The sequence below is a fragment of the Brachybacterium vulturis genome, from assembly GCF_002407185.1.
In the GTDB taxonomy this organism is placed as follows: Bacteria; Actinomycetota; Actinomycetes; order Actinomycetales; family Dermabacteraceae; genus Brachybacterium; species Brachybacterium vulturis.
Genome location: NZ_CP023563.1, coordinates 1,751,426 through 1,771,167, shown reverse-complemented (window position 1 = coordinate 1,771,167; position 19,742 = coordinate 1,751,426). Strand labels below are relative to the sequence as shown.

The following is a 19,742-nucleotide window of genomic DNA, read 5'->3' as shown; positions in this document are numbered from 1 at the left end:
TGTCAGGCTGCCGGCGCGTTGACGTCCTCGGGGAGGGCGTTCTTGGCGACCTCGACCAGGGCGGCGAATGCCGGGGCATCGTTCACGGCGAGCTCGGCGAGCATGCGACGGTCCACCTCGACACCGGCGAGGCCGAGGCCCTGGATGAGACGGTTGTAGGTCATGCCGTTGGCGCGGGCCGCAGCGTTGATGCGCTGGATCCAGAGCTGGCGGAAGTTGCCCTTGCGCTTCTTGCGGTCGCGGAAGTTGTAGGTCTGCGAGTGCAGCACCTGCTCCTTCGCCTTCCGGTACAGACGCGAGCGCTGGCCGCGGTAGCCGCTGGCCTGCTCGAGGATTTCCCGACGCTTCTTATGGGCGTTGACCGCCCGCTTCACGCGTGCCACGTGATACTCCTTCGATCGTACGTTCAGGGGCGCGGGAGCCGTGCTCCCGCGTGGGCGGTCAGCGGCCCAGCAGCTTCTTCATGCGCTTGACGTCGGCCTTGGCGACAGTGGTGTCGCTGCCCAGGCGGCGCTTGCGGGTGGAGGACTTGTGCTCCAGCAGGTGGCGGGCGTTGGCCTTCTCGCGCATGAGCTTGCCCGAGCCGGTGACGCGAATGCGCTTCTTGGTGCCCGAGTGGGTTTTGTTCTTCGGCATCTGCCTGTTCTCCTTGTGACGTTTCTCAGGACTCGGAGCCGGTCTCGGCTCCGGTCTCGGTGGAGGGCTTCGCGCTCTCGACCCTGGCGGCAGCCTTCTCAGCATCGGTCTTGCGCTTGCGGGCCTCGGCCATGGCCTGGGCCTTCTTCTTGTGAGGCCCGAAGACCATCACCATGTTGCGGCCGTCCTGTCGCGGGTGCGACTCGACGAATCCGAACTCCGCGACGTCCTCGGCCATCCGCTGCAGCAGCTTCACGCCGCGCTCGGGGCGAGCCTGCTCGCGCCCGCGGAAGCGGATGATGACCTTGACCTTGTCGCCGCCGTCGAGGAACTTCTCCACGTTGCGACGCTTGGTGTCGTAGTCGTGGGTATCGATCTTCAGGCCCATCCGGATTTCCTTCTGGACCGTGTTCGCCTGGTTCTTGCGCGACTCACGGGCCTTCAGGTTGGCTTCGTACTTGTACTTGCCGTAATCCATGAGACGAGCGACCGGCGGGTTCGCACCGGGCGCGACCTCGACCAGGTCGAGGTCTGCTTCCTGGGCGAGACGCAGGGCGTCCTCGACACGGACCTCGCCGACCTGCTCGCCGGCGGGCCCGACCAGGAGGACCTTGGGGACCCTGATCTGACCGTTGATGCGCTGTTCGCTGATGTTGGCTCCTCACCTTGTTTCGAGTCGGAAGACGACGAAGGCCCCCGCATGTCATGCGGAGGCCCCAAGGTGCACGCGCCACGGCACGGATCGGGCATTGCTGCCCGCTCGCCGTGCGGTGAGGCACGGCTGCGATACTGACCCAGCGGCTGTTCGTCGCGAGCCGGAGAGCTCACGGGCGGATCGCCACGAGGTGGGAAGGGACTCCACTTGAGGAACGGATGGCGAGGGTCTCGACCTGTTCCAGTCGTCTATCCTAGCAGGAGTGCGCCCACCGTCCAGGTGATGTGCGTCGCGCCCATCAGCTGCGACCAACGAGGAGTTTTGGTGGAGACCGACCGTCACGCATCCGACGGGGACGACCGGCACGGGTACAGCTACGGCGAGGACCCGCTCGAGGCCGCCGGCACCGGGGGGCCCCGGGCCGCGGACTCCGGGGCCGCGGACGTGGCCGATCCCGCCGGGGCCGCGGCGTCGGCCGATCCCGCCGACGGCGCCGATCCCTCGACCGGGACCCACCCCGCCACCGGTCCTCGCGACGCCACCGCACCGCGCGCCGTCCTGCGCCCGATCCCGGAGGGGTTCCCGACCCCGCCGCCGCGCCCCGCGCGCCCCAACCGGCGACCGGCTCCCCCGCCCGAGCAGCCGGCGACCTCGGGCCGCCCGCGCGGTCTGCTCATCGCCGGGATCTCCCTCGCCGCCGTCCTGCTGCTGATCGTCGTGGTGGGCGGCGGCGTGCTCGCCGTGCGCTCGTTCTCCTCCGCCGACCCCGCCCCCTCGGCGGCCGAGGATCCAGGATCCCCGAGCACCGCGGAGCAGTCCGGGCCCGGGAGCACCGAGATCGGTGAGGTGGTGCTCACCGAGGTGAGCACCGAGGTCGGCGTCCGCTCCATCGGCGGGTCGAGCTCCCGGATGGATCCCGAGGGGGAGTTCGTCATCGTCACCTTCGAGGTGGAGAACCCGAGCTCCACCGCCCTGCGGATCGGGGACAACGTCTCGCTGGAGACCGCCGACGGCACCTTCCCGGCGGATCACGACGCCACCCTCGAGCACACTGCCGGGTCCACCGCGTTCGGTGTGATCCCGCCCGATGGCTCCCAGATCTTCCATGCCGTCTTCGACGTCCCGATCGGCGCCGAGCCGACCGGCCTGCACCTCGACCTCGCCGACATCGGCGAGAGCGGCACCCTGCCGCTGGGCGGCTGACCCCGCCCCGACGACCCGGCGTCTCGCTCCTCGAGGCGCTCGCACCGCGCGGTGCCGACTCGCACCGCACCCGACCCCGGAGGAATCCCCTGTGACCGATCATCAGCACACCGACCACCACGACCACGCCGAGGAGGCGTCCGAGCCCCAGGAGCTGCGGGACATCGCCGAGGTCTCCTCGGTCGAGATCATCACCTCTGCCTGCGTGCACCTGATGAGTGCCGCGGCGGTGAAGGTGGGGCTCGCGGAGGACGAGGCCTCCGAGCAGTACCAGGACCTCGCCGAGGCGCGGAAGCTGATCAATGCTCTGGCGGGCCTGGTGACCGCGGCGGCCCCGGAGATCGGCAACGAGCACGCCCGCTCGCTGCGCGACGGGCTGCGCTCCCTGCAGCTGGCCTTCGCCGAGGCGCTGCCCTTCCCGGACGCCCCCGGCGAGGCCCCGGGCGAGAAGTACACCGGTCGCGTCTCCTGACCCTGCGCCTGCCCGGCGGGTCGCTCGCGCCCAGCACGCCGGCTCCGCCCGGCGGGTCTGCGGTCGCGGGACGGGCCGGCGGCCCGGGGCTCAGGAGCCGAGCACGAGCCGCAGCGAGCTGATCCGCTCCGCGACGATCTCCTCGGCACCGAGCCGTGCGGTGACCGCATCGACCACGGAGCGGACCTCCTCGGCGGTGAGGCCGGGACGCAGCTGGAGGTGGAGGTCCACCTCGGCGCGCTCCCCGGCCCGGGCGGTCAGCTCACGCACCTGGGCGGATGCCTCGTGCCCGAGGCGTTCCAGCGCCCGGCCCAGCTCCGGATCCAGGTGCGGAGGGAGCCATTCCCGGCCCTGTGCCAGCGCCCACAGCACGGAGCGGGGCAGCAGGACCGGTCCCCCGTCCTCGCCCGGGGTGGCGGGGTCCAGCAGCAAAGCGGTGCATCCCTCCTGCACTGCGGCCTGTGCCGCCTGCGGGGCGATGACCGGCACCGGCCGGGCATCCCCGCGCCAGGTGCTCAGCGCGGTGACCGAGGTGAACAGCGGGAGCACGGTGGTGCCATCGGCCGCGGTGATCGAGACCATGGCCATGTCGGCGCCGTTGTCCCCGGTCAGGCCGTGCGCAGTGGTGCCCGTCTCGGTGGCGACCGCCATGATCGGCACCAGCACCCGCGCGCTGCTCAGGGCGGCCACCAGACGCTGCCGGTGCGGGTCCTGCCCGGCGCGATGCGCGGCGAGCGCCTCCGCCAGGTGCTCGGGTGTCCGGCCGTCGTCCCCGGGGAAGGGGCTGACGGTGTAGTCGCGCCCCTCCCAGCTCACCCCCGCGGTGTCGGCCAGCGGCGACTTCTCCCGGAAGTGGGCGGGCAGCGTGCGTCGTGCCTGATCGCCAGGGGTCGCGGACGGGTCCTCGCCGTCGGGGCCGGGCGTCCTCGCCCGGGACCCCGGTGCGTCGTGCGGGGCCTCGATGCCGTCCCCGGCCTCCGCGCCCTCGGCCGGGGTCCGGTGGCTGCGCTTCCGCCACCACGGGGTCATGGGCGGCCCGCGACGTCGAGCGCCTCACCCATCGTGAAGGCCTGTGCGTACAGGGCCTTCCCGACGATCGCGCCCTCGACCCCGGCCGGGACCAGCTCGCGCAGCGCGCGCAGGTCCTCGAGGGAGGAGATCCCACCGGAGGCGACGACCTTCGCGTCGGTGCGGGAGCACACATCGCGCAGCAGGTCCAGGTTCGGGCCGCGCAGGGTGCCGTCCTTGGTGACGTCGGTGACGACGTAGCGCTGGCAGCCGGCCTCGTCGAGCCGCTCGAGGGTCTCCCAGAGGTCGCCGCCCTCGCGGGTCCAGCCGCGGGCGGCCAGCGTGGTGCCGCGCACGTCGAGGCCGACGGCGATGCGGTCCCCGTGCTCGGCGAGGACCTCCGCGGTCCACTCCGGGTTCTCCAGGGCGGCGGTGCCGAGGTTGACGCGTCGGCAGCCGGTGGCCAGGGCCGTGGCGAGGGACTCGTCGTCACGGATCCCGCCGGAGAGCTCGACGTTCATATCGACGGCGGCGACCACCTCGGCCAGCATCGCGGCATTGCTGCCGCGGCCGAAGGCCGCGTCGAGGTCGACCAGATGCAACCAGCTCGCACCGCCGGTCTGGAAGGTGAGCGCGGCGTCCAGGGGGGCGCCGTAGACGGTCTCGGAGCCCGCTTCGCCCTGGACGAGTCGGACGGCCCGGCCGTCCTGCACGTCGACGGCGGGGAGCAGCTCGAGCACGGGAGCGGTCATAGGGGTGCCTCCTGGAAGCGATGGTGCGGGCCTCGGCCCGGCACGGGTGGGGTCTGTGGAGAGGTCGTCGCTGCGGGGTGCGCGGCGACCGGACGGGCGGGCTCAGCCGGCCTGGATGCGCCAGATCGAGATGCCGAAGCAGATCAGTCCGAGCAGCAGCAGTCCGACGGCCGCCCACCAGGGCTTCTTCGAACGGTAGAACGACCAGGCACCGCCGAGCAGCATCCCGCCGGCGAACAGCGTCAGGAACGCGAAGAACATCCCTCATTCCTCCCGGTCGTAGCGCGGCAGGGTGCGCAGCCAGTTGGCCAGCAGGGCGGCGCCGGCGTCCCCGGACTTCTCGGGGTGGAACTGGGTGGCGCACAGCGCACCGTTCTCGACGGCGGCGATGAAGCGGTCGCCGCCGTGCTCCGACCAGGTCACCAGCGGTGCGGTGAGCGAGCCGATCTGCTCCATCTCCCAGCGCCGGGCGGCATAGGAGTGCACGAAGTAGAACCGTTCCTCGGTGACGCCCGCGAACAGGGTGGAACCCTCGGGCGCCTCGACCGTGTTCCAGCCCATGTGCGGGACGACGTCCGCCTCCAGCCGGGTCACCTCACCGGGCCACTGGCCGAGTCCGGCGGAGCGCTCGCCGTGCTCGTCCCCGGCGTCGAACATGACCTGGAGCCCCACGCAGATCCCGAGGACCGGCCGACCTCCGGCCAGGCGCCGCTCGACGAGCCGGTCTCCCCCGACAGCCATGATCTGGGCCATGGTGGCGGCGAAGGCGCCGACGCCGGGGACGACCAGTCCGTCGGCCGCGAGCGCCATTTCACGATCGGCGGTGAGCTCGACCGCGGCTCCGGCGGCCTCGAGGGCACGCACCACGGAGCGCACGTTGCCCGAGCCGTGGTCCAGCACCACCACCCGGGGTGCGGAGCCCTGTTCGCCCGCTGCCGGCTCTGCGCGGGCGCTCTGCGCCGGCCCGGGCGCCGTCGTCACTTGCGCTTCTTCCCGGAGGCGATCCACTCCAGGGCCTGGGCGCGGCTGAGCGCGGAGGGATCCAGCCCGTCACCGAGCTCGGCGAGGTCGGTCGCGCCCAGCAGCAGCTCCTCGACGACGTCGTCGACCGCTCCGAGGACGATGGCGGGCGAGATGTCCTCGCCGCGCTCGCCGTACTTGTAACGGGTCGCGGTCATGCGGTCGCCGCGGCGCCAGAACAGCACGATCCCGTTGCGCTGCAGCGCGGCCGAGGTGATCGCGGCGAGGTCGTGCGCGGCGGTCTCGGCGAGCGGGCCCGCCGCGATGGCGCCGGTGCTGGAGTCGAGGGTGCGGGTGCCGGTGGGGATGTCGATCCCGTCGGTGCGCGCCTCCCGGCCCAGCCGGATCACGCCGGCCAGCGCCTTCGCGGTGACGACGGAGGTCGCGATCACGGCGACGGTGGGCTCTGCGTCCTCCTCCGCGGGCTCGGTCAGCACATCCTCGACGGTCAGCGGCGGCTCGTCGAGGGAGATCCCCTCCATGAGGCGCGCGAACTCGGCGTCGATGTCGTCGGCGGGACGACGTCCGTCCTCGTTCTGGTCTCCGGTCCCGCCGGTGCGGGGATCCTCGGGGTCGACGGTGCTCACAGTGCTCCCTTGGTCGAGGGGACGTCGAGGACGCGGTCATCGTAGGCGCAGGCGGCGCGCAGTGCACGGGCCAGGGCCTTGAACTGGGCCTCCACGACATGGTGGGGGTCCCGCCCTTCGAGCAGGCGGATGTGCAGGCAGATCGCGGCGTGGTGGGCGATCGACTCGAAGACGTGCCGGGTCAGCGACCCGGTGAAGTGCCCGCCGATCAGGTGCAGGGCCTGCGCCTCGCTCTCCCCGGAGTGGACGCAGTAGGGGCGACCGGAGAGGTCCACGACGGCCTGGGCCAGGGTCTCGTCCAGCGGCACCAGCGCATCGCCGAACCGGGCGATGCCCTGCTTGTCCCCGAGGGCCTCGCGCAGCGCCTGGCCGAGCACGATCGAGGTGTCCTCGACGGTGTGGTGGGCATCGATGTGGGTATCGCCCGTCGCCTTCACCACGAGATCGAAGCGGGCGTGGGTGCCCAGCGCGGTGAGCATGTGGTCGAAGAACGGCACCGTGGTGGAGATATCGACCTGGCCGGTGCCGTCGATGTCGAGGCTCAGCTCGACCGAGGACTCACGGGTGGTGCGGCTGATGCTCGCGGTGCGGGGGCGACGCGCGAGCGGACTCTGCGCGGCGGCGCTCTGGGTGTCGGTCATCGGGGGTCGGCCTCCTCGAGGGCGGTGCGGAACGCGGCGTTGTCCTCGGCGGTGCCCAGGGAGACGCGCAGCCAGCCGGCGGGGCCGACGGCTCGGACGAGGACGCTGCGGGCGAGGAGGGCCTCGAACACGGCGTCACGATCGGTGAAGCTGCGGAACAGGATGAAGTTCGCATCCGACGGGGCGACCTCGTGGCCGCGCGAGCGCAGATGCGCGGCGAGCGCGTCCCGCTCGGTCCGCAGCAGCGCCACCTTCCCCAGCAGCTCCTCGCGGTGGGCGAGCGCCGTGCGGGCGACCGCCTGGGTGACGGCGGAGAGGTGGTAGGGCAGGCGCACCACGCGGACGGTGTCCACGATCGCGGGGTCGGCGACCAGGTAGCCCAGGCGCGCGCCGGCGAGCGCGAAAGCCTTGGACATGGTGCGCGTGACCACCAGGTTCGGGTGCCTCGGCAGCAGCGTGAGCGCGCTGGGGACGCCGTCGCGGCGGAACTCGCCGTAGGCCTCGTCCACCACCAGCAGGCCGCGGCTGGGGGCGAGAGCCGCCGCGGCCGCCTCGACGACCTCGAGCTCCAGCGCGGTGCCGGTGGGGTTGTTCGGGCTGGTCAGCACCACGATGCTGGGGTGGTGCGCAGCGATCGCCGCGGTGACCGCCTCGGCGGTGAGTGCGAAGTCGGGGGCGGGGCCGCGCTCGGCGGTGACCCAGTCGGTGTAGGTGTCGCGGGCGTACTCGGGGTACATCGAGTAGTGCGGGGTGAACCCCAGTGCCGTGCGGCCGGGGCCGCCGTAGGCCAGCAGCAGCTGGTGCATGACCTCGTTGGAGCCGTTCGCGGGCCAGACGGCGTGCCCCTCGGGCGCCGGGATCCCGGATTCGGCGGCGAGGAACTCCCCGAGCTCGGTGCGCAGTCCCAGCGCCTCCCGGTCCGGGTAGCGGTTCAGGCCCACGGCGGCCTCCGTCACGGCCGCGCCGATGGCGGCGGCGAGCTCGGGCGAGGGGCCGTAGGGGTTCTCGTTGACGTTCAGCGCATGCGCGACCTCGAGCTGGGGGGCGCCGTAGGGGGCGGCTCCGGCGATGCCGTCGCGCGGGGCGGGCAGCGCAGAGGGCTCGAGGGTCGGAGCGGGGTTCGCGGGCATGGCCTCCATGGTAGTTCGCAGCGCTCGATGAGGACCGGGGCGTCCGCCCGGGGACTCCTCACATCTGCGACATCTCCGCGTGGGTCACAGCCTCACCGACATCTCGGTCTCGGGCTGAGGACTGGACGGTGAGAGGCAGGACGGCTGCGTCAACGGCCGATGTGCTCGGGACCGTTGCCGGGAACCATCGCAGGGAGGTCGTCAGGATCACCGTCCTCGACCACGTGACGCCCGGGGACGACGGTCTAGTCTGGAGCGATGTTCCGTTCTCTGGGTGCCCTGGTCGGTGACCTGCTGGTCGTGCTGCTGTTCGTCGCCGTAGGCCTCGTGCAGCACGGCACGGCGCTGACCACGCAGAACCTCGCCCTGGTGGGCTGGCACTTCGCGCTCGGCGTGCTGCTGGGCCACCTCGCGATCCGTGCCTGGCGCGCGCCCTTCCGGATCTGGCCGCACGGGGTGTTCGTGTGGGCGATCACGCTGGCGACCGCCATGGCGCTGCGCACCCTGTTCTCCGCCGGCACCGAGGTGTCCTTCGTCATCGTCACCGCCGTGGTGACGGCGGTGGGGATGCTGGGCTGGCGCGCGGTGGCGCTGTACGCCACCCGCGGCGAGCGACGGACGCCCGCCGCCGCACCGGCGCCGGTGGGCGACTCCTCCGTCTGACCGGGGCGCGGCCGCGCCTGCTGCCTCCACTGCGACCTCAGGCACCTCTGGGCCGACGGGAGCGGTGCGGTGAGCAGCACTCGGTGCGCGCCCTTGCGGTCCGGCGGTCCGAGCCCCGGGGCGCGAGGACCGGCCCACTCACTGCCTGCTGCTGATCACCCGGTCGATCTCGAGCCCGTGGCCGCAGGGGTACAGCGGATCGTCTGTGCCGCCGGGGACGTCCTCGGGGGCGACGCGCACCGCCGCCATCGAGCGCGGCAGCTCGATCGGCAGTCGGCCCCGCGCCGGGATCACGCCTGTGATCGCATCGACCCAGGCCGCGCCCGAGACGCCGAAGCTGCCGGTGAGCGCGTCGCAGTGCTCGATGATCCCGGTGAGCACCGCGGCCCGGTCCAGGTCCACGTCCAGGATCACCGGGCAGGCCGCCCGGATCCGGTCCAGCCGGTGCGCGAGTCCGGGCGGGAACTCGAGATCCCCCTGGTGGAACCAGGCCTCGAGGAAGAGGTCGTCCCGCGGCTGGAACGGCGCGCCGATCCGCACCAGCGCGAGGTCGGCCTCCGCCGGTGCGGGCACCTGCTCCCCCAGTGAGGCGACGACCTCCTCGGGAAGCCCCTCGGCATAGATCCGGGAGCGGGCACCGTCGGTGAGCAGCGGCAGCACTGCGCCGTCGTCGTGCAGGACGACGACGCTGCGCGCCTGCGCCTCGTGTCCCCGGCGGCGGGCCTCCGCGGTGCCGACCAGGGCGTCGGCCGCGGACTCGTCGACATAGGGGTCATCGAACAGGCCGAGGCGGAACTTCGCCCGCAGGAGCCTCCGGGCGGAGGCGGTGACACGCTGCTCGCTCACCTGCCCGTCGCGGACGAGGTCCAGCAGCAGTTCGGTGCACTCCTCGCCGCCGAACTGGTCCGCCCCGGCCTCGAGGATGCGCTGCATGCGCTGGGAGGGGGTGAGCTCCTCGACGCCCCAGGCGCGGGCCGGGAGCACCTGCTCGCCGACGTGGTTGTCGTTGACCAGCTCCCAGTCGCTGACGATCACGCCGTCGAAGCCGAGCTGCTCCCGGAGCAGGCCGGTGAGCACCTGGCGGTTGAAGCCGAAGCCGACCTCCTCGATCGCCTCGCCACCGATCTCGAGCCCGAGGGGACGGCCGTAGTACGGCATGATCGCCTCGGCACCCTGCTCGACGGCCACCCGGAAGGGCAGGAGGTGGTCCTCGAACCGCCCTCCCGGGTAGATCTGGTCCTGGCCGTACGGGAAGTGGGCGTCCTCGCCGTCCTTCTGCGGGCCGGCGCCCGGGAAGTGCTTGACCGTGGACTGCACCGACGGCTCCCCGTCGGCGCCGCGCAGTCCCTCGAGGGCGGCGGCGACCAGGCGGGCCACCAGCTGCGGATCCTGACCGAAGCATTCGCGCTGCCGCGCCCAGCGCGGTTCGGTGGCGAGGTCCGCGACGGGGTGCAGCGCCGCCCGGATGCCGACGGCGGTGTACTCGCGGCGCGCCGTCTCCGCCCACTCGCGCACCAGTGCGGGATCGGCGAGGGCGCCCAGGCCCAGCGGCTCCGGCCACAGGGAGAAGAACGAGGTCACCCAGGAGGTGCCGGCGTTCTGCGCTCCGCCGTGGCGGGGATCGGTGGAGATCGTGACCGGGATGCCGTGCGGGGTCCGCTCGGCGAGCCGCTGCAGACGGTTGTGCCAGCGGGCGGCGGCGCCGGCGCTCTCCAGTCCGTGCACGTTGAAGTGCGTCATGTGCTTAGCCAGCACCACCTCCTCGGTGCCGGACTTGGAGATCGCACCGGGACCCTCCAGCAGCGTGCCGTCCGGCCCGGTCTCGATCACGGTGTGGAACATGAGCCCCACCTGCTCGGCGAGCGAGAGCCGGCCCAGCAGGTCCTCGGTGCGCTCCTCGGGGCTGCGGCGCGGGTCCTCGAAGGGGTCCATCACGCCGTTGCCGTTCAGGTCCCGGTAGCGGGTGCCGTCGACCGAGTCGACGAGCCGGGGGCGGGAGCGATCAGCCGTGGGCACGGAAGACCTCCTGCTCGATGACGGGGCGCAGCTGCGAGGCGACGTCGTCGGTCGCGAACCATTCGTGCAGCTGCTCGTCCAGCAGCACGGTGCCGAGTGCGCCGAGGATCATCGACTGGTCCAGCGACAGGTGACGCCGGGCGATGATGCCCGATCCCACCGCCACCGCGTCGTGGAAGCCGCCGGGGCCGTAGGCGCCCAGCTCGGTCTCGATCCGGCAGAGGTTCTCGATCGAGGAGTCCAGCTCGTACTGCAGCGCGAGCGCCCCGGCATGCGGGGTGACCACTCCGTCCAGGCCCTGCGGGTAGGGCTCCCCCTGCTGCCAGTCGGTGCCCGCCGCGTCGGAGAAGTACCCGGCGGGGTTCAGGCCCAGGGCGTCGACCCCGTACTCGCGGTATCCGCCGTGCGGGTCGGAACTGGGAGAGAAGCCCCAGCAGCCGTATCCGGCCTCGTCCAGTCCGTGCTCGCGCTGGGCCCGCACGTGCAGGGGGTGGTTCCTCCCCCAGCTCTCCGGGCCCCAGGCCGCCTCGGGCACGAACAGGTCGGGCATCAGCTCCTCGAACATGGACCCGCCCCAGCCGGGCACGATCTCCATCCCGCGATAGGTGTGCGCGCCCTCGAAGACACGCACGCCTTCGTGCTCCGTCCAGTCCCCGACCGGCGTCATCTCCGGCCAGGTCCACTCCGGCGGGAAGGTGCGGTAGGTGGTGTAGTAGGCGCCCGCGGGGATCTGGCCGGTCATGATCCCCAGGTAGGTGACCATGCGGGCCTCGGAGACGGCGGTGTCGTAGTGGTGTTCGGAGTGGTACCAGACGTCGGCCCCGGAGATGTCGCCCATCAGGGGTCGCAGCTCGACCCCGTTGCGGCCCGGGTCCTCGACCCAGAAGCCGCCGATGGTCTGGCCGGGCTGGGCGTCGACCTCCCGGTCGAAGAACACGTCCCAGCGCATCGCGTCGAAGAGCCGCCGGGCGCGGCGCCGATTCGAGGGGTCCGCCTGTGCGACCACGTGCAGCGCGGCACCGAGCCAGCCCATGTCGACGCTGGAGACGAACGGGACCACCGGGGCCCCGGTGCCGGGCCAGGAGCGCAGCACCGAGCCGTCCCTCTCGTCGTACCAGTTGAAGTACATGCCCGAGGGCTCGTGGTGCTCCATCTGCTCGAGCGAATCGAGGGTGCGGGAGAGGCGATTGCGGGCATGGCCCGGGGTGATCAGGCCCAGCTCCCGAGCGATCAGGACGGACCAGAGGGAGCCGCCGATGTTCGTCGGTGAGGTGTTGCCGGAATGCCCCGAGAGGTCCGCGTCGATCGCATCGGAGATCAGGCCCGTGGCCGGGACGGTCATGGTGTCCAGGCAGTGCCAGGTGTCCGCGGCCCAGCGGCGCAGCAGGGCCTGTTCGCCTCCTCCGGTGGATCGGACGGGGCGGGTCCGGCCGGCCGGCCGCGCGGCGGATCCCGACGGTGCGGCGGCGGTGCCGGCGAGCACGCCGGCGCCCAGCAGCGGGACGGTGAGCAGGGTGCGTCGGTCGAGGGTGTTCACGAGGCCTCCTCGAGGCGGTGGGGGTTCACTTGATGCCGGTGGTGGCGATGCCCTGGATGAAGTAGCGCTGGAAGAACAGGAAGACGAGGAGGATCGGCAGGACCACGAGCGTGGCGCCGGCCAGGAGCAGCCCGTAGTCCGTCTGGTTCTGTCCGGTCGAGATCAGGGCGAGGGCGACCGGCAGGGTGTAGGTCGACTCGCTGGAGGAGACGACCAGCGGCCACAGGAAGTTGTTCCAGGAGCCGAGGAAGGTGAGGATGCCGAGGGTGGCGAAGGCGGGCCCCGCCAGCGGCAGGTAGATCCGGAAGAAGATCGCGATCTCGCCGACCCCGTCGATCCTCCCTGCCTCCAGCAGCTCCCGGGGCAGGCCCAGGAAGAACTGGCGCATGAGGAAGACGCTGAAGGGCTGGACCAGGAACGGCAGGATCAGTGCGGGGATGGTGTTGGCCAGGCCCAGGTTCACGACCAGGACGTACTGCGGGATGAACGTGACCAGGCCCGGGATCATCAGGCAGCCCAGCACCAGCAGGAACAGGGTGCGCTGGAAGGGGAAGCGCAGGTGCGCGAGCGCGTAGCCGAACATCGAGGAGAAGAACAGGTTCCCCGCGGTGACCGCGATCGCCACCACGGCCGAGTTCTGGAAGTAGCGGCCGAAGGGACGCTCGAAGAGCCGGCGGAAGTTGTCCCAGGTGGGGTCCTCGGGAAGCCAGGTCGGGGGCACCCGCAGCAGTTCACCCTGCGTCTTCAGGCTGCCCAGGAGCATCCACACGAAGGGGGTGATCACCAGCAGCAGGAAGACGGTCAGGACGATGTAGGTCAGCACGGGACGGCGACGGTCGATCATCACTTCTCCCTCATCAGGCGGAACTGCGCGAGGGTGACGATGCCGATGACGATGAACGTCAGATAGGCCATCGCGCCGGCGACCCCGTAGTTGCCGAAGCCGAACTGGTTGTACGTGTACATGGAGGCGGAGATCGTGGCGTTCAGGGGCCCGCCCTGGGTCATCACGAAGGGCTCCTCGAAGAACTGCAGGTACCCGATCGAGGTGGTGACCATGACGAACAGCATCGTCGGCCGGATCGCCGGCAGGGTGACGTGCCAGAACCGCTGCCAGGTGGAGGCGCCGTCGAGCGCGGCGGCCTCGTGCAGTCCGCGGTCCACGGCCTGCAGCCCTGCCAGGAAGATGACCATCGAGGTGCCGAAGTTGCGCCAGACGGCCATCACGATCAGCGACAGCAGCGCGGTGCGCTCATCGCCCAGCCAGTGGGGGCCGTCGATCCCCACCCAGCCCAGCACCGTGTTCACCAGCCCGTTCTCGGGGCGCAGCAGGAATCTCCAGACCACGGCGACGGCCACGATCGAGGTGACCACGGGGGTGTAGAAGCCCATGCGGAACACGCCGCGCAGACGGGTCACGCCCCGGTCCAGGGCGAGCGCGGCGGCGAGCCCGGCGACGATGGTCAGCGGCACGCCGATCAGCACGAACACGCCGGTGTTCAGCGCGGCCCGGCGGAAGACGGGGTCCTCGAAGGCGGTGACATAGTTCTGCAGGCCCACGAAGTCCACCGCGAAGGGCGAACGGATATCGCTGATGCGCATGTCCGTGAAGGACATGAACATCGACTGCAGCACGGGCCAGGCGATGAACACCGTGAACAGCACGACGAAGGGCAGCGACAGCAGGATCCCGGCGCGCGCCTCCGCGGCGGCGCGCCGGCCGCGGCGGCGCCGCCCGGGACCGGCGCCGTCGCCCGGTGCCGCCCCGGTGGCGGACACGGTCAGCGGCACGGTGCCCATCTCAGAGACCGGTCCCGATGCCCTGCGCCTCGGACTGGACGGTCTCCAGGGCGGTGGCGGGGGCGAGGTCCTGCTTGCACACCTGCTCGATCTGGGCGTCGAACTTCGCGGCGACCTGCTCCCAGGTGGCGATGGTGGGCGGGGCGAAGGCGGACTGCAGCTGGGTGTGGAAGGCCTCGAACTTCTCGTTCGAGGCGACCGATTCGTCCTCCCAGGCCGTCTGCAGGCTGGGCATCGCGGAGACGATCGAGAACCATTCGACCTGCACCTCGGGGCGCGAGAGGTACTCCACGAGCTTCCACGCGCCGTCGCGGTTCTGGCTGCCCTGGAAGACGCCGATGTTCGCCCCGCCCAGGAAGCTCACGCTGCTCTCCTTCTCGGGCATGACGAACACGCCGTACTTCTCGGCGAAACCCTCGCCGCCGACGCCCTCGACCGCGGCCATCATCCACGGACCGGAGATGAACATCGGCACCTCTCCGGAGACGAAGTCCTGCTCGGTGGTGCCCTCGGCGGGGGTGGGGTTCGCGATCCCCTCGGTGAAGTAGGACTGGTAGTAGGCCAGCGCCTCCTCGTTCTCGGGGGAGACGAAGGTGAACTCCGCGGCGTCCTCGGAGACGACGTCCCCACCGTTGGACCAGCAGAACGGGAGCACGGTCTGCCAGGATCCGGTCCCGCCGGGCTGCAGGGCGATGCCCCACTGCCCGTCCGGTCCGCCCTGCATGGTGCTCGCCATCTCGACCAGGCCCTCCCATTCGGTGGGCGGCTCGGTGATGCCGAGGGACTCGGCGATATCCTTGCGGTAGAACACCAGGCGGGTCTCGACGTACCACGGGACCCCGTGGACGGTCTCGCCCACGGTGACGGATTCCAGCGCCCCGGGGAAGTAGTCGTCGGTGGCGATGGAGTCCGGGGTGGGCTCGAGCGCGTCCAGGCTCACGAACTCGGCCATCCAGGTCGAACCCACCTGGGCGACGTCCGGCGCGGTGCCGGCGGCGATCGCCGAGGTGAACTTGTCATGGGCGCTGTCCCAGGGCAGCGGGGTGACCTCGACGGTGACGTCGGGGTTCTCCTCCTCGAAGCCCTTCAGCAGCTCAGGCAGCGCCTCGCCCTCGGCGCCCATCGCCCAGACGGTGAGGGCACCGGTGGCCGGGCCCTCGGCGATCGGCTCGGCGGGAGCGGCGCCGCCGCCCTCCTCCTCATCGGGGCGGCCGCAGGCGGCCAGGACGGCGAGGGTGCCGGCGGCGCCCAGGCCGGCGAAGGCACGGCGGGAGAAGCGGGAGGTGGTGATCATGAGGACTCCTTCGTCGATGATGCGATGGGGGTGGCGGAACAGAGGGTGAGCTCGCGGAGAGGGCACTCCAGGGAGGTGGCCCGGATGCCGCCGAGGCTCACGCGGGGAGCGCGGCGGCCGGCGGCGCACCGGAGACGCCGAGCGGGGAGCAGCCGCAGGATTCCCGCAGCACCAGGGTCGATCCGACGGTGCACGGCTCCTGCACCGCAGCGCCGTCGATCCGGGCGGCCAGCCGACGGGCCGCGAGGGCACCGAGCTGGGCCACCTCCTGGCGCACCGTGGTCAGTCCCGGGCTCAGGTACCGGGCGGTGACGGTGTCGTCCCATCCGGTGACGGCCAGCTCCCCGGGCACGTCGACGCCCGCGGTGGCGAGACGGGCGATGATCGCGAGGGCCAGCTCGTCATTGCCGCACACGAGCGCATCGAGACCGGCGATCCCCCGCGGCGCCCCGGAGGACTCCGCGGTGGGCGCGGTGGGGACGGCGCGATCGAGGTCCTGCTGCGCGACGGCGAGGAGCTGCTCGGCCACCTCGCGGCCGGCGGACTCGACCGGATCGACGGCGAAGTGCCGCGCCGGGGACAAGCCGGCGGCCGCGAGGGCGTCGAGATGGCCACGATGGCGCCGGCCGATGTCCGAGCCCTCCTCGGGGCGGCCCACGAACCCGATGCGTCGGCGACCGTGACCGATGAGGTGCTCGGTGAGGTGCTGGGCGGAGCGGCGGTTCTCCGCGTAGAAGGCGTCGACGCCGTCCACCCTCCCCCGCGCGACGCTCACCGTGGGCCGCACCTCCGAGACCTGCCGCACGATCTCGTCGTCCGCGCCGCTGCGGGCCATGAACGCCATCCCGTCGACCCGGCCGAGCAGGTCGAGCACCGCGGCGGGGCGATGCTCCTGGGGCTTGGCGAGGACGAGCACCACCGAGAGGCCGAGCTCGGAGGCGGCGATCTCGAAACCGACCAGGAGCTCCGCATAGTAGGGGCCCGCGATGTGCGGGAGCACGACGCCGAGCGCCTTGCTGCGCCGCACCGCGAGAGCTCGGGCCGCCGCCGCGGGGACGTACCGCAGCTCACGGGCCGCCTCGAAGACAGCGTCCCGGGTGCGGGGCGCGACCTTGGACGGGTCCCCGAAGGCACGGCTCACCGTCGCGATCGAGACCCCGGCGCGCTCGGCGACCTGGTAGATCGTGGGCACGGGCAGGGCGTCCCCGTTCACCATCATCACGTCCTCCGCCTCGTCGTCGAGTCCTGGTTCCGCGGCCGCTGCCGCGCCGGTCCGTCAGCACTCCGCGATGGAAGCGCTTACAGGGTGAGAGCGAGTGTATGCGCTTACATGGATAGTGGCAAGGGTCACGGCGCTCCGAGCACGGAGGAAGCGCGGAGCAGCCGCCGACGAACGGGCTCTATGCAGGTGAGGCGGCAGTGGGGCAATCCCCCGCGCCGGAGCTCACGACGCGGGCGCCCGCTCGCTCCCCTGGCGCGTCAGTCCGCGAAGCGGATGTCGATCGCACTGCCATGGGCGGGCAGACCCTCCGCGTCGGCGAGCGTGGTCGCCGCCGCGCGGGCCCCGGCGAGCGCGCCCCGGTCGTAGTGGACGACGTGGATGCCGCGCAGGAAGGTCTGCACACCGAGGCCGCCGGTGAAGCGCGAGGTGCCGCCGGTGGGCAGGACGTGGTTGGAGCCTGCGGCGTAGTCACCGAGGCTCACCGGGCTGTGGGGGCCGACGAAGACGGCGCCGGCATTGGTGACGCGGGCGGCGACCTCTGCGGCGTCGGCGGTCTGGATCTCGAGGTGCTCGGCGCCGTAGGCGTCGACGACCGCGAGCCCCTGCTCGAGGTCCGTGACCAGCACGATCCCGCTCTGCTGACCGCGCAGCGCCTGCTCGATCCGTGCGCGGTGCAGAGCCTGCGGGACCTGCACCGCGAGCTCGGCCTCGACCGCCGCGGCGAGCTGCGGCGAGTCGGTGACCAGCACGCTCGCGGCCAGCGGATCGTGCTCGGCCTGGGAGATCAGGTCCGCGGCGACGTAGGCCGGGTCGGCGGCGCCATCGGCCAGGATCGCGATCTCGGTGGGTCCGGCCTCCGCGTCGATGCCCACCGTGCCGCGCACCAGGCGCTTGGCGGCGGCGACATAGACGTTGCCCGGGCCGGTGACCAGGTCCACGCTCTCCAGTGCCGCGCCGTCGCCGAGGTCGTCGGCGCCGTGGGCCAGCAGCGCGATCGCCTGGGCACCGCCGACGGCGAGCACCTCGGTGACCCCGAGCAGCGCGCAGGCCGCCATGATCGTGGGGTGCGGCAGCCCGCCGTGCTCCTTCTGCGGCGGAGAGGCGAGCACGATCTGCTCGACACCCGCGACCTGGGCGGGGACCACGTTCATCACCACCGAGCTGGGCAGCACGGCGCGGCCGCCGGGGACATAGAGCCCCACCCGGGCCACGGGCACCCAGCGCTGGGTGACGGTGCCGCCGGGCACCACCTCGACGCTCTCGGCCGGGCGGGCCTGGGCGGCATCGACCCGGCGCACCCGCTCGGCCGACTCCTCGAGCGCGGCACGGATCGCGGGATCGAGCTCCTCGAGCGCCCGCCGCAGCGCGGCCTGCGGGACCCGCAGATGCTCGGGCCGTATCCCGTCGAAGCGCTCGGAGGCCTCGAGCACGGCCTCCGCGCCGCGGGCGGCGACGTCCTCGACCACCGGTCGCACGGCGGCGGCCGCGGCCTCGACGTCCAGCTCGGCGCGCGGCAGGGCGGCCGAGAGCTCAGCGGGGCTGAGGGTCCGTGTGCGCAGATCGGTCACGGCGAGGAACGGGGCGGAAGCAGGCATGGTGGCAGTCTAGGAGCGCCTCGTCCGGGAGGCGCACCCTGCCCACGTCGCGGAAGGCCCTCCGGCCGCGCTCGCTGCGACGATTCCGAGCAGTGTCCTCCCGTGCCCGCCGCTCCCTCCGGTACGTTCATGCCGAGGGTCGCGGGCGGCCTCGCCGTCTCCGGAGGCGGGGTGACGGGCCGCGAATAGGCGAGGGGGACGAGATGATCGACGTCGAGGACGGGGAGCACATGGTGCCCTCGCGCCCCGTCCGCCGGGCCCGCCGGGCGGGTGCCGCCCTGGCCTCCGCAGTGCTGGCATTCTCCCTCAGCGCCTGTGACGCGCTCCCCGGCCGCTCCGGGAGCGGGGCGGAGACCTCCTCCCCCGCTGCTGCGGAGCCGATGGACCCCGCTGCGGTGGCCGCCGCCGAGAGCACCCCGGTGGATCCGTCCTGGCTGTGCCGGCCCGGCGCCGGCACGCCGCCGGTGGCGTCGACCGCGGGTGGGACGCTGACGCCGCAGACGGTGCGGGCCGAGGGGAACGTCCTCGAGGTCTCCGGGCGCTTCCGTCTGGAGGCGGACCATCACTATCGGGGCTTCGCACCGGTGGGAGTGCTGGTGCCCGCCGATCCGGAGAACCGGGGCCTCCCGGCTCCGGGCTTCGAGGGAGAGCTCGGGATCGCGGGCGCGCCGGTCCCGCCGATCGTGGTCCGAGAGCGGGTCGAGGTCTCCGGGGACGGCCCCGCCCCCTCGGCCGTCACCGCCCACCTGACGCTGGGGACCTGTGACGACTCCCCGCTGCCGGACGGGCAGTTCCTGCTGCGGCTCCGCGGCGGCGGCATCGATGGTCCCGGCCGCGGCGAGGCCGACGCCGGCTGGAGCGCGGACGGGGACGTGCTGGTGGACGTGGTCGACGGCGCGGTCGAGGTGGTGCCCGGCGTGGTGACCGCCCCGTCGGGAGAGGTCCCCGTGGACCTCTCGCCGCTGCAGTGCGGGGCGAGGCTGGTGCCGCTGGGCGAGGGGGACGAGCTGACCGTGGAGGTCGCCGATCCCACCACGCGGGTCTCCACCCGGGTGCCGGAGGATGAGCTCGGCGTCTCGGTGAGCGCCCAGGTGACGGTCACCTCGCCGGATCTCGGCACCCGAGCGCTGTTCCAGGGGGTCGTGCTGACGCATCCGGGCACCGGGACCGTCGTGGCCGAGGCGCGCAACACTCCCCGGATCTCCCTGCAGTGGATCGACGAGGACGGGGTGACGCGCACCGGCCGGGCGTGGACCACCCGTGAGGCCTGCGGTCCCCCTGCTCTGCGCCCCGGCGAGTACCGGGCACATGCTTTCGCCGTGACCGTGGACGAGGACGGCGCCACCCGCCTGGTGCTCTCCGACCCCTGGAGCGTCGAGATCGTCGACGAGCAGCCGGACGGGTGAGCACCGGCCCGGGGTCCGAGGACGCGCGAGGGGCTTCTCACGTACCGTGGTGCCGTTCGGATCGAGGGCTGGGACTGCGCCCGTTCCTCGATTAGTCTTGACGTC

At 72.4% G+C, this 19,742-nt stretch carries 21 protein-coding genes; 4 read left to right on the top strand and 17 right to left on the bottom strand.

The window, feature by feature from the left end; all coding sequences use genetic code 11:
• Positions 1 to 2: 2 nt before the first annotated feature.
• From rplT to infC, 3 genes are read right to left on the bottom strand one after another with little or no spacing between them, the layout of a single operon-like run.
• Positions 3 to 383 (bottom strand): 50S ribosomal protein L20, encoded by a 381-nt coding sequence (gene rplT / locus CFK38_RS07985; protein WP_096802603.1) that lies wholly within the window; start codon positions 381 to 383, stop codon positions 3 to 5.
• Positions 384 to 441: 58 nt separating this feature from the next.
• Entirely contained in the window at positions 442 to 636 is a 195-nt protein-coding gene (rpmI, locus tag CFK38_RS07980) for a 50S ribosomal protein L35 (protein WP_096802602.1), read from the bottom strand.
• Between the two features lie 25 nt (positions 637 to 661).
• Positions 662 to 1,240 (bottom strand): translation initiation factor IF-3, encoded by a 579-nt coding sequence (gene infC / locus CFK38_RS07975; RefSeq protein WP_245851289.1) that lies wholly within the window; start codon positions 1,238 to 1,240, stop codon positions 662 to 664.
• A 375-nt stretch (positions 1,241 to 1,615) separates the two neighbouring features.
• Between infC and CFK38_RS07970 the strand changes: the two genes are divergently transcribed.
• Together CFK38_RS07970 and CFK38_RS07965 are read left to right on the top strand one after the other, a co-directional pair.
• The gene (locus CFK38_RS07970) at positions 1,616 to 2,494 is read left to right on the top strand and encodes a hypothetical protein (protein ID WP_096802600.1); all 879 of its coding nucleotides are present in this window, start codon (positions 1,616 to 1,618) and stop codon (positions 2,492 to 2,494) included.
• A 91-nt stretch (positions 2,495 to 2,585) separates the two neighbouring features.
• Positions 2,586 to 2,966, top strand: a complete 381-nt coding sequence (locus tag CFK38_RS07965) for a DUF1844 domain-containing protein (RefSeq protein ID WP_096802599.1) — start codon at positions 2,586 to 2,588, stop codon at positions 2,964 to 2,966.
• A gap of 90 nt (positions 2,967 to 3,056) precedes the next feature.
• Here CFK38_RS07965 and CFK38_RS07960 read toward each other — a convergent pair whose 3' ends face one another.
• The 7 genes from CFK38_RS07960 to CFK38_RS07930 all read right to left on the bottom strand — a co-directional run bounded on the left by CFK38_RS07960 (position 3,057) and on the right by CFK38_RS07930 (position 8,104).
• A complete protein-coding gene (locus CFK38_RS07960; protein WP_096802598.1) occupies positions 3,057 to 3,995 on the bottom strand; it encodes an SseB family protein in 939 nt (312 codons plus the stop codon).
• Positions 3,992 to 4,726 carry a bifunctional 1-(5-phosphoribosyl)-5-((5-phosphoribosylamino)methylideneamino)imidazole-4-carboxamide isomerase/phosphoribosylanthranilate isomerase PriA gene (gene priA, locus CFK38_RS07955; RefSeq protein ID WP_096802597.1) on the bottom strand — a complete coding sequence of 245 codons (735 nt, stop codon included), beginning with the start codon at positions 4,724 to 4,726 and terminating at the stop codon, positions 3,992 to 3,994. The genes CFK38_RS07960 and priA overlap by 4 nt, the downstream gene beginning before the upstream one ends.
• A 102-nt stretch (positions 4,727 to 4,828) precedes the next feature.
• Positions 4,829 to 4,987 carry a hypothetical protein gene (locus CFK38_RS17290; RefSeq protein ID WP_096802596.1) on the bottom strand — a complete coding sequence of 53 codons (159 nt, stop codon included), beginning with the start codon at positions 4,985 to 4,987 and terminating at the stop codon, positions 4,829 to 4,831.
• 3 nt (positions 4,988 to 4,990) lie between these two features.
• Complete coding sequence (gene hisH, locus CFK38_RS07945; protein WP_096802595.1) at positions 4,991 to 5,707, bottom strand: imidazole glycerol phosphate synthase subunit HisH; 717 nt, start codon at positions 5,705 to 5,707, stop codon at positions 4,991 to 4,993.
• Positions 5,704 to 6,333, bottom strand: coding sequence for a hypothetical protein (locus CFK38_RS07940; protein WP_096802594.1), 630 nt, complete (start codon positions 6,331 to 6,333; stop codon positions 5,704 to 5,706). The genes hisH and CFK38_RS07940 overlap by 4 nt, the downstream gene beginning before the upstream one ends.
• Positions 6,330 to 6,974 carry an imidazoleglycerol-phosphate dehydratase HisB gene (gene hisB, locus CFK38_RS07935; RefSeq protein ID WP_096802593.1) on the bottom strand — a complete coding sequence of 215 codons (645 nt, stop codon included), beginning with the start codon at positions 6,972 to 6,974 and terminating at the stop codon, positions 6,330 to 6,332. Before hisB ends, CFK38_RS07940 begins: the two co-directional genes overlap by 4 nt.
• Positions 6,971 to 8,104 (bottom strand): histidinol-phosphate transaminase, encoded by a 1,134-nt coding sequence (locus CFK38_RS07930; protein WP_157773413.1) that lies wholly within the window; start codon positions 8,102 to 8,104, stop codon positions 6,971 to 6,973. Before CFK38_RS07930 ends, hisB begins: the two co-directional genes overlap by 4 nt.
• 258 nt (positions 8,105 to 8,362) lie before the next feature.
• On the opposite strand from CFK38_RS07930, the gene CFK38_RS07925 reads away from it, so the two are divergent.
• The gene (locus CFK38_RS07925; RefSeq protein ID WP_096802591.1) at positions 8,363 to 8,767 is read left to right on the top strand and encodes a DUF3054 domain-containing protein; all 405 of its coding nucleotides are present in this window, start codon (positions 8,363 to 8,365) and stop codon (positions 8,765 to 8,767) included.
• Positions 8,768 to 8,905: 138 nt separating this feature from the next.
• Here the strand turns inward: CFK38_RS07925 and CFK38_RS07920 are convergent, their stop codons facing one another.
• The 7 genes from CFK38_RS07920 to hisD all read right to left on the bottom strand — a co-directional run bounded on the left by CFK38_RS07920 (position 8,906) and on the right by hisD (position 18,231).
• Positions 8,906 to 10,783 carry a glycoside hydrolase family 3 protein gene (locus CFK38_RS07920; RefSeq protein ID WP_245851262.1) on the bottom strand — a complete coding sequence of 626 codons (1,878 nt, stop codon included), beginning with the start codon at positions 10,781 to 10,783 and terminating at the stop codon, positions 8,906 to 8,908.
• Entirely contained in the window at positions 10,770 to 12,320 is a 1,551-nt protein-coding gene (locus CFK38_RS07915) for a glucoamylase family protein (protein ID WP_157773412.1), read from the bottom strand. Before CFK38_RS07915 ends, CFK38_RS07920 begins: the two co-directional genes overlap by 14 nt.
• Before the next feature lie 25 nt (positions 12,321 to 12,345).
• Complete coding sequence (locus CFK38_RS07910; RefSeq protein ID WP_096802590.1) at positions 12,346 to 13,164, bottom strand: carbohydrate ABC transporter permease; 819 nt, start codon at positions 13,162 to 13,164, stop codon at positions 12,346 to 12,348.
• Positions 13,164 to 14,120: a carbohydrate ABC transporter permease gene (locus CFK38_RS07905; RefSeq protein WP_096802589.1), complete on the bottom strand. Its 957-nt coding sequence runs from the start codon at positions 14,118 to 14,120 to the stop codon at positions 13,164 to 13,166. The genes CFK38_RS07910 and CFK38_RS07905 overlap by 1 nt, the downstream gene beginning before the upstream one ends.
• A 1-nt stretch (position 14,121) precedes the next feature.
• Positions 14,122 to 15,414, bottom strand: coding sequence for a sugar ABC transporter substrate-binding protein (locus CFK38_RS07900; protein WP_096802588.1), 1,293 nt, complete (start codon positions 15,412 to 15,414; stop codon positions 14,122 to 14,124).
• A 97-nt stretch (positions 15,415 to 15,511) separates the two neighbouring features.
• Complete coding sequence (locus CFK38_RS07895) at positions 15,512 to 16,633, bottom strand: LacI family DNA-binding transcriptional regulator (RefSeq protein ID WP_096802587.1); 1,122 nt, start codon at positions 16,631 to 16,633, stop codon at positions 15,512 to 15,514.
• Positions 16,634 to 16,893: 260 nt separating this feature from the next.
• Complete coding sequence (gene hisD, locus CFK38_RS07890) at positions 16,894 to 18,231, bottom strand: histidinol dehydrogenase (RefSeq protein ID WP_096802586.1); 1,338 nt, start codon at positions 18,229 to 18,231, stop codon at positions 16,894 to 16,896.
• A gap of 203 nt (positions 18,232 to 18,434) precedes the next feature.
• Here hisD and CFK38_RS07885 point away from each other — a divergent pair, with 203 nt between their 5' ends.
• A complete protein-coding gene (locus tag CFK38_RS07885) occupies positions 18,435 to 19,637 on the top strand; it encodes a hypothetical protein (RefSeq protein ID WP_096802585.1) in 1,203 nt (400 codons plus the stop codon).
• Positions 19,638 to 19,742: the final 105 nt, after the last annotated feature.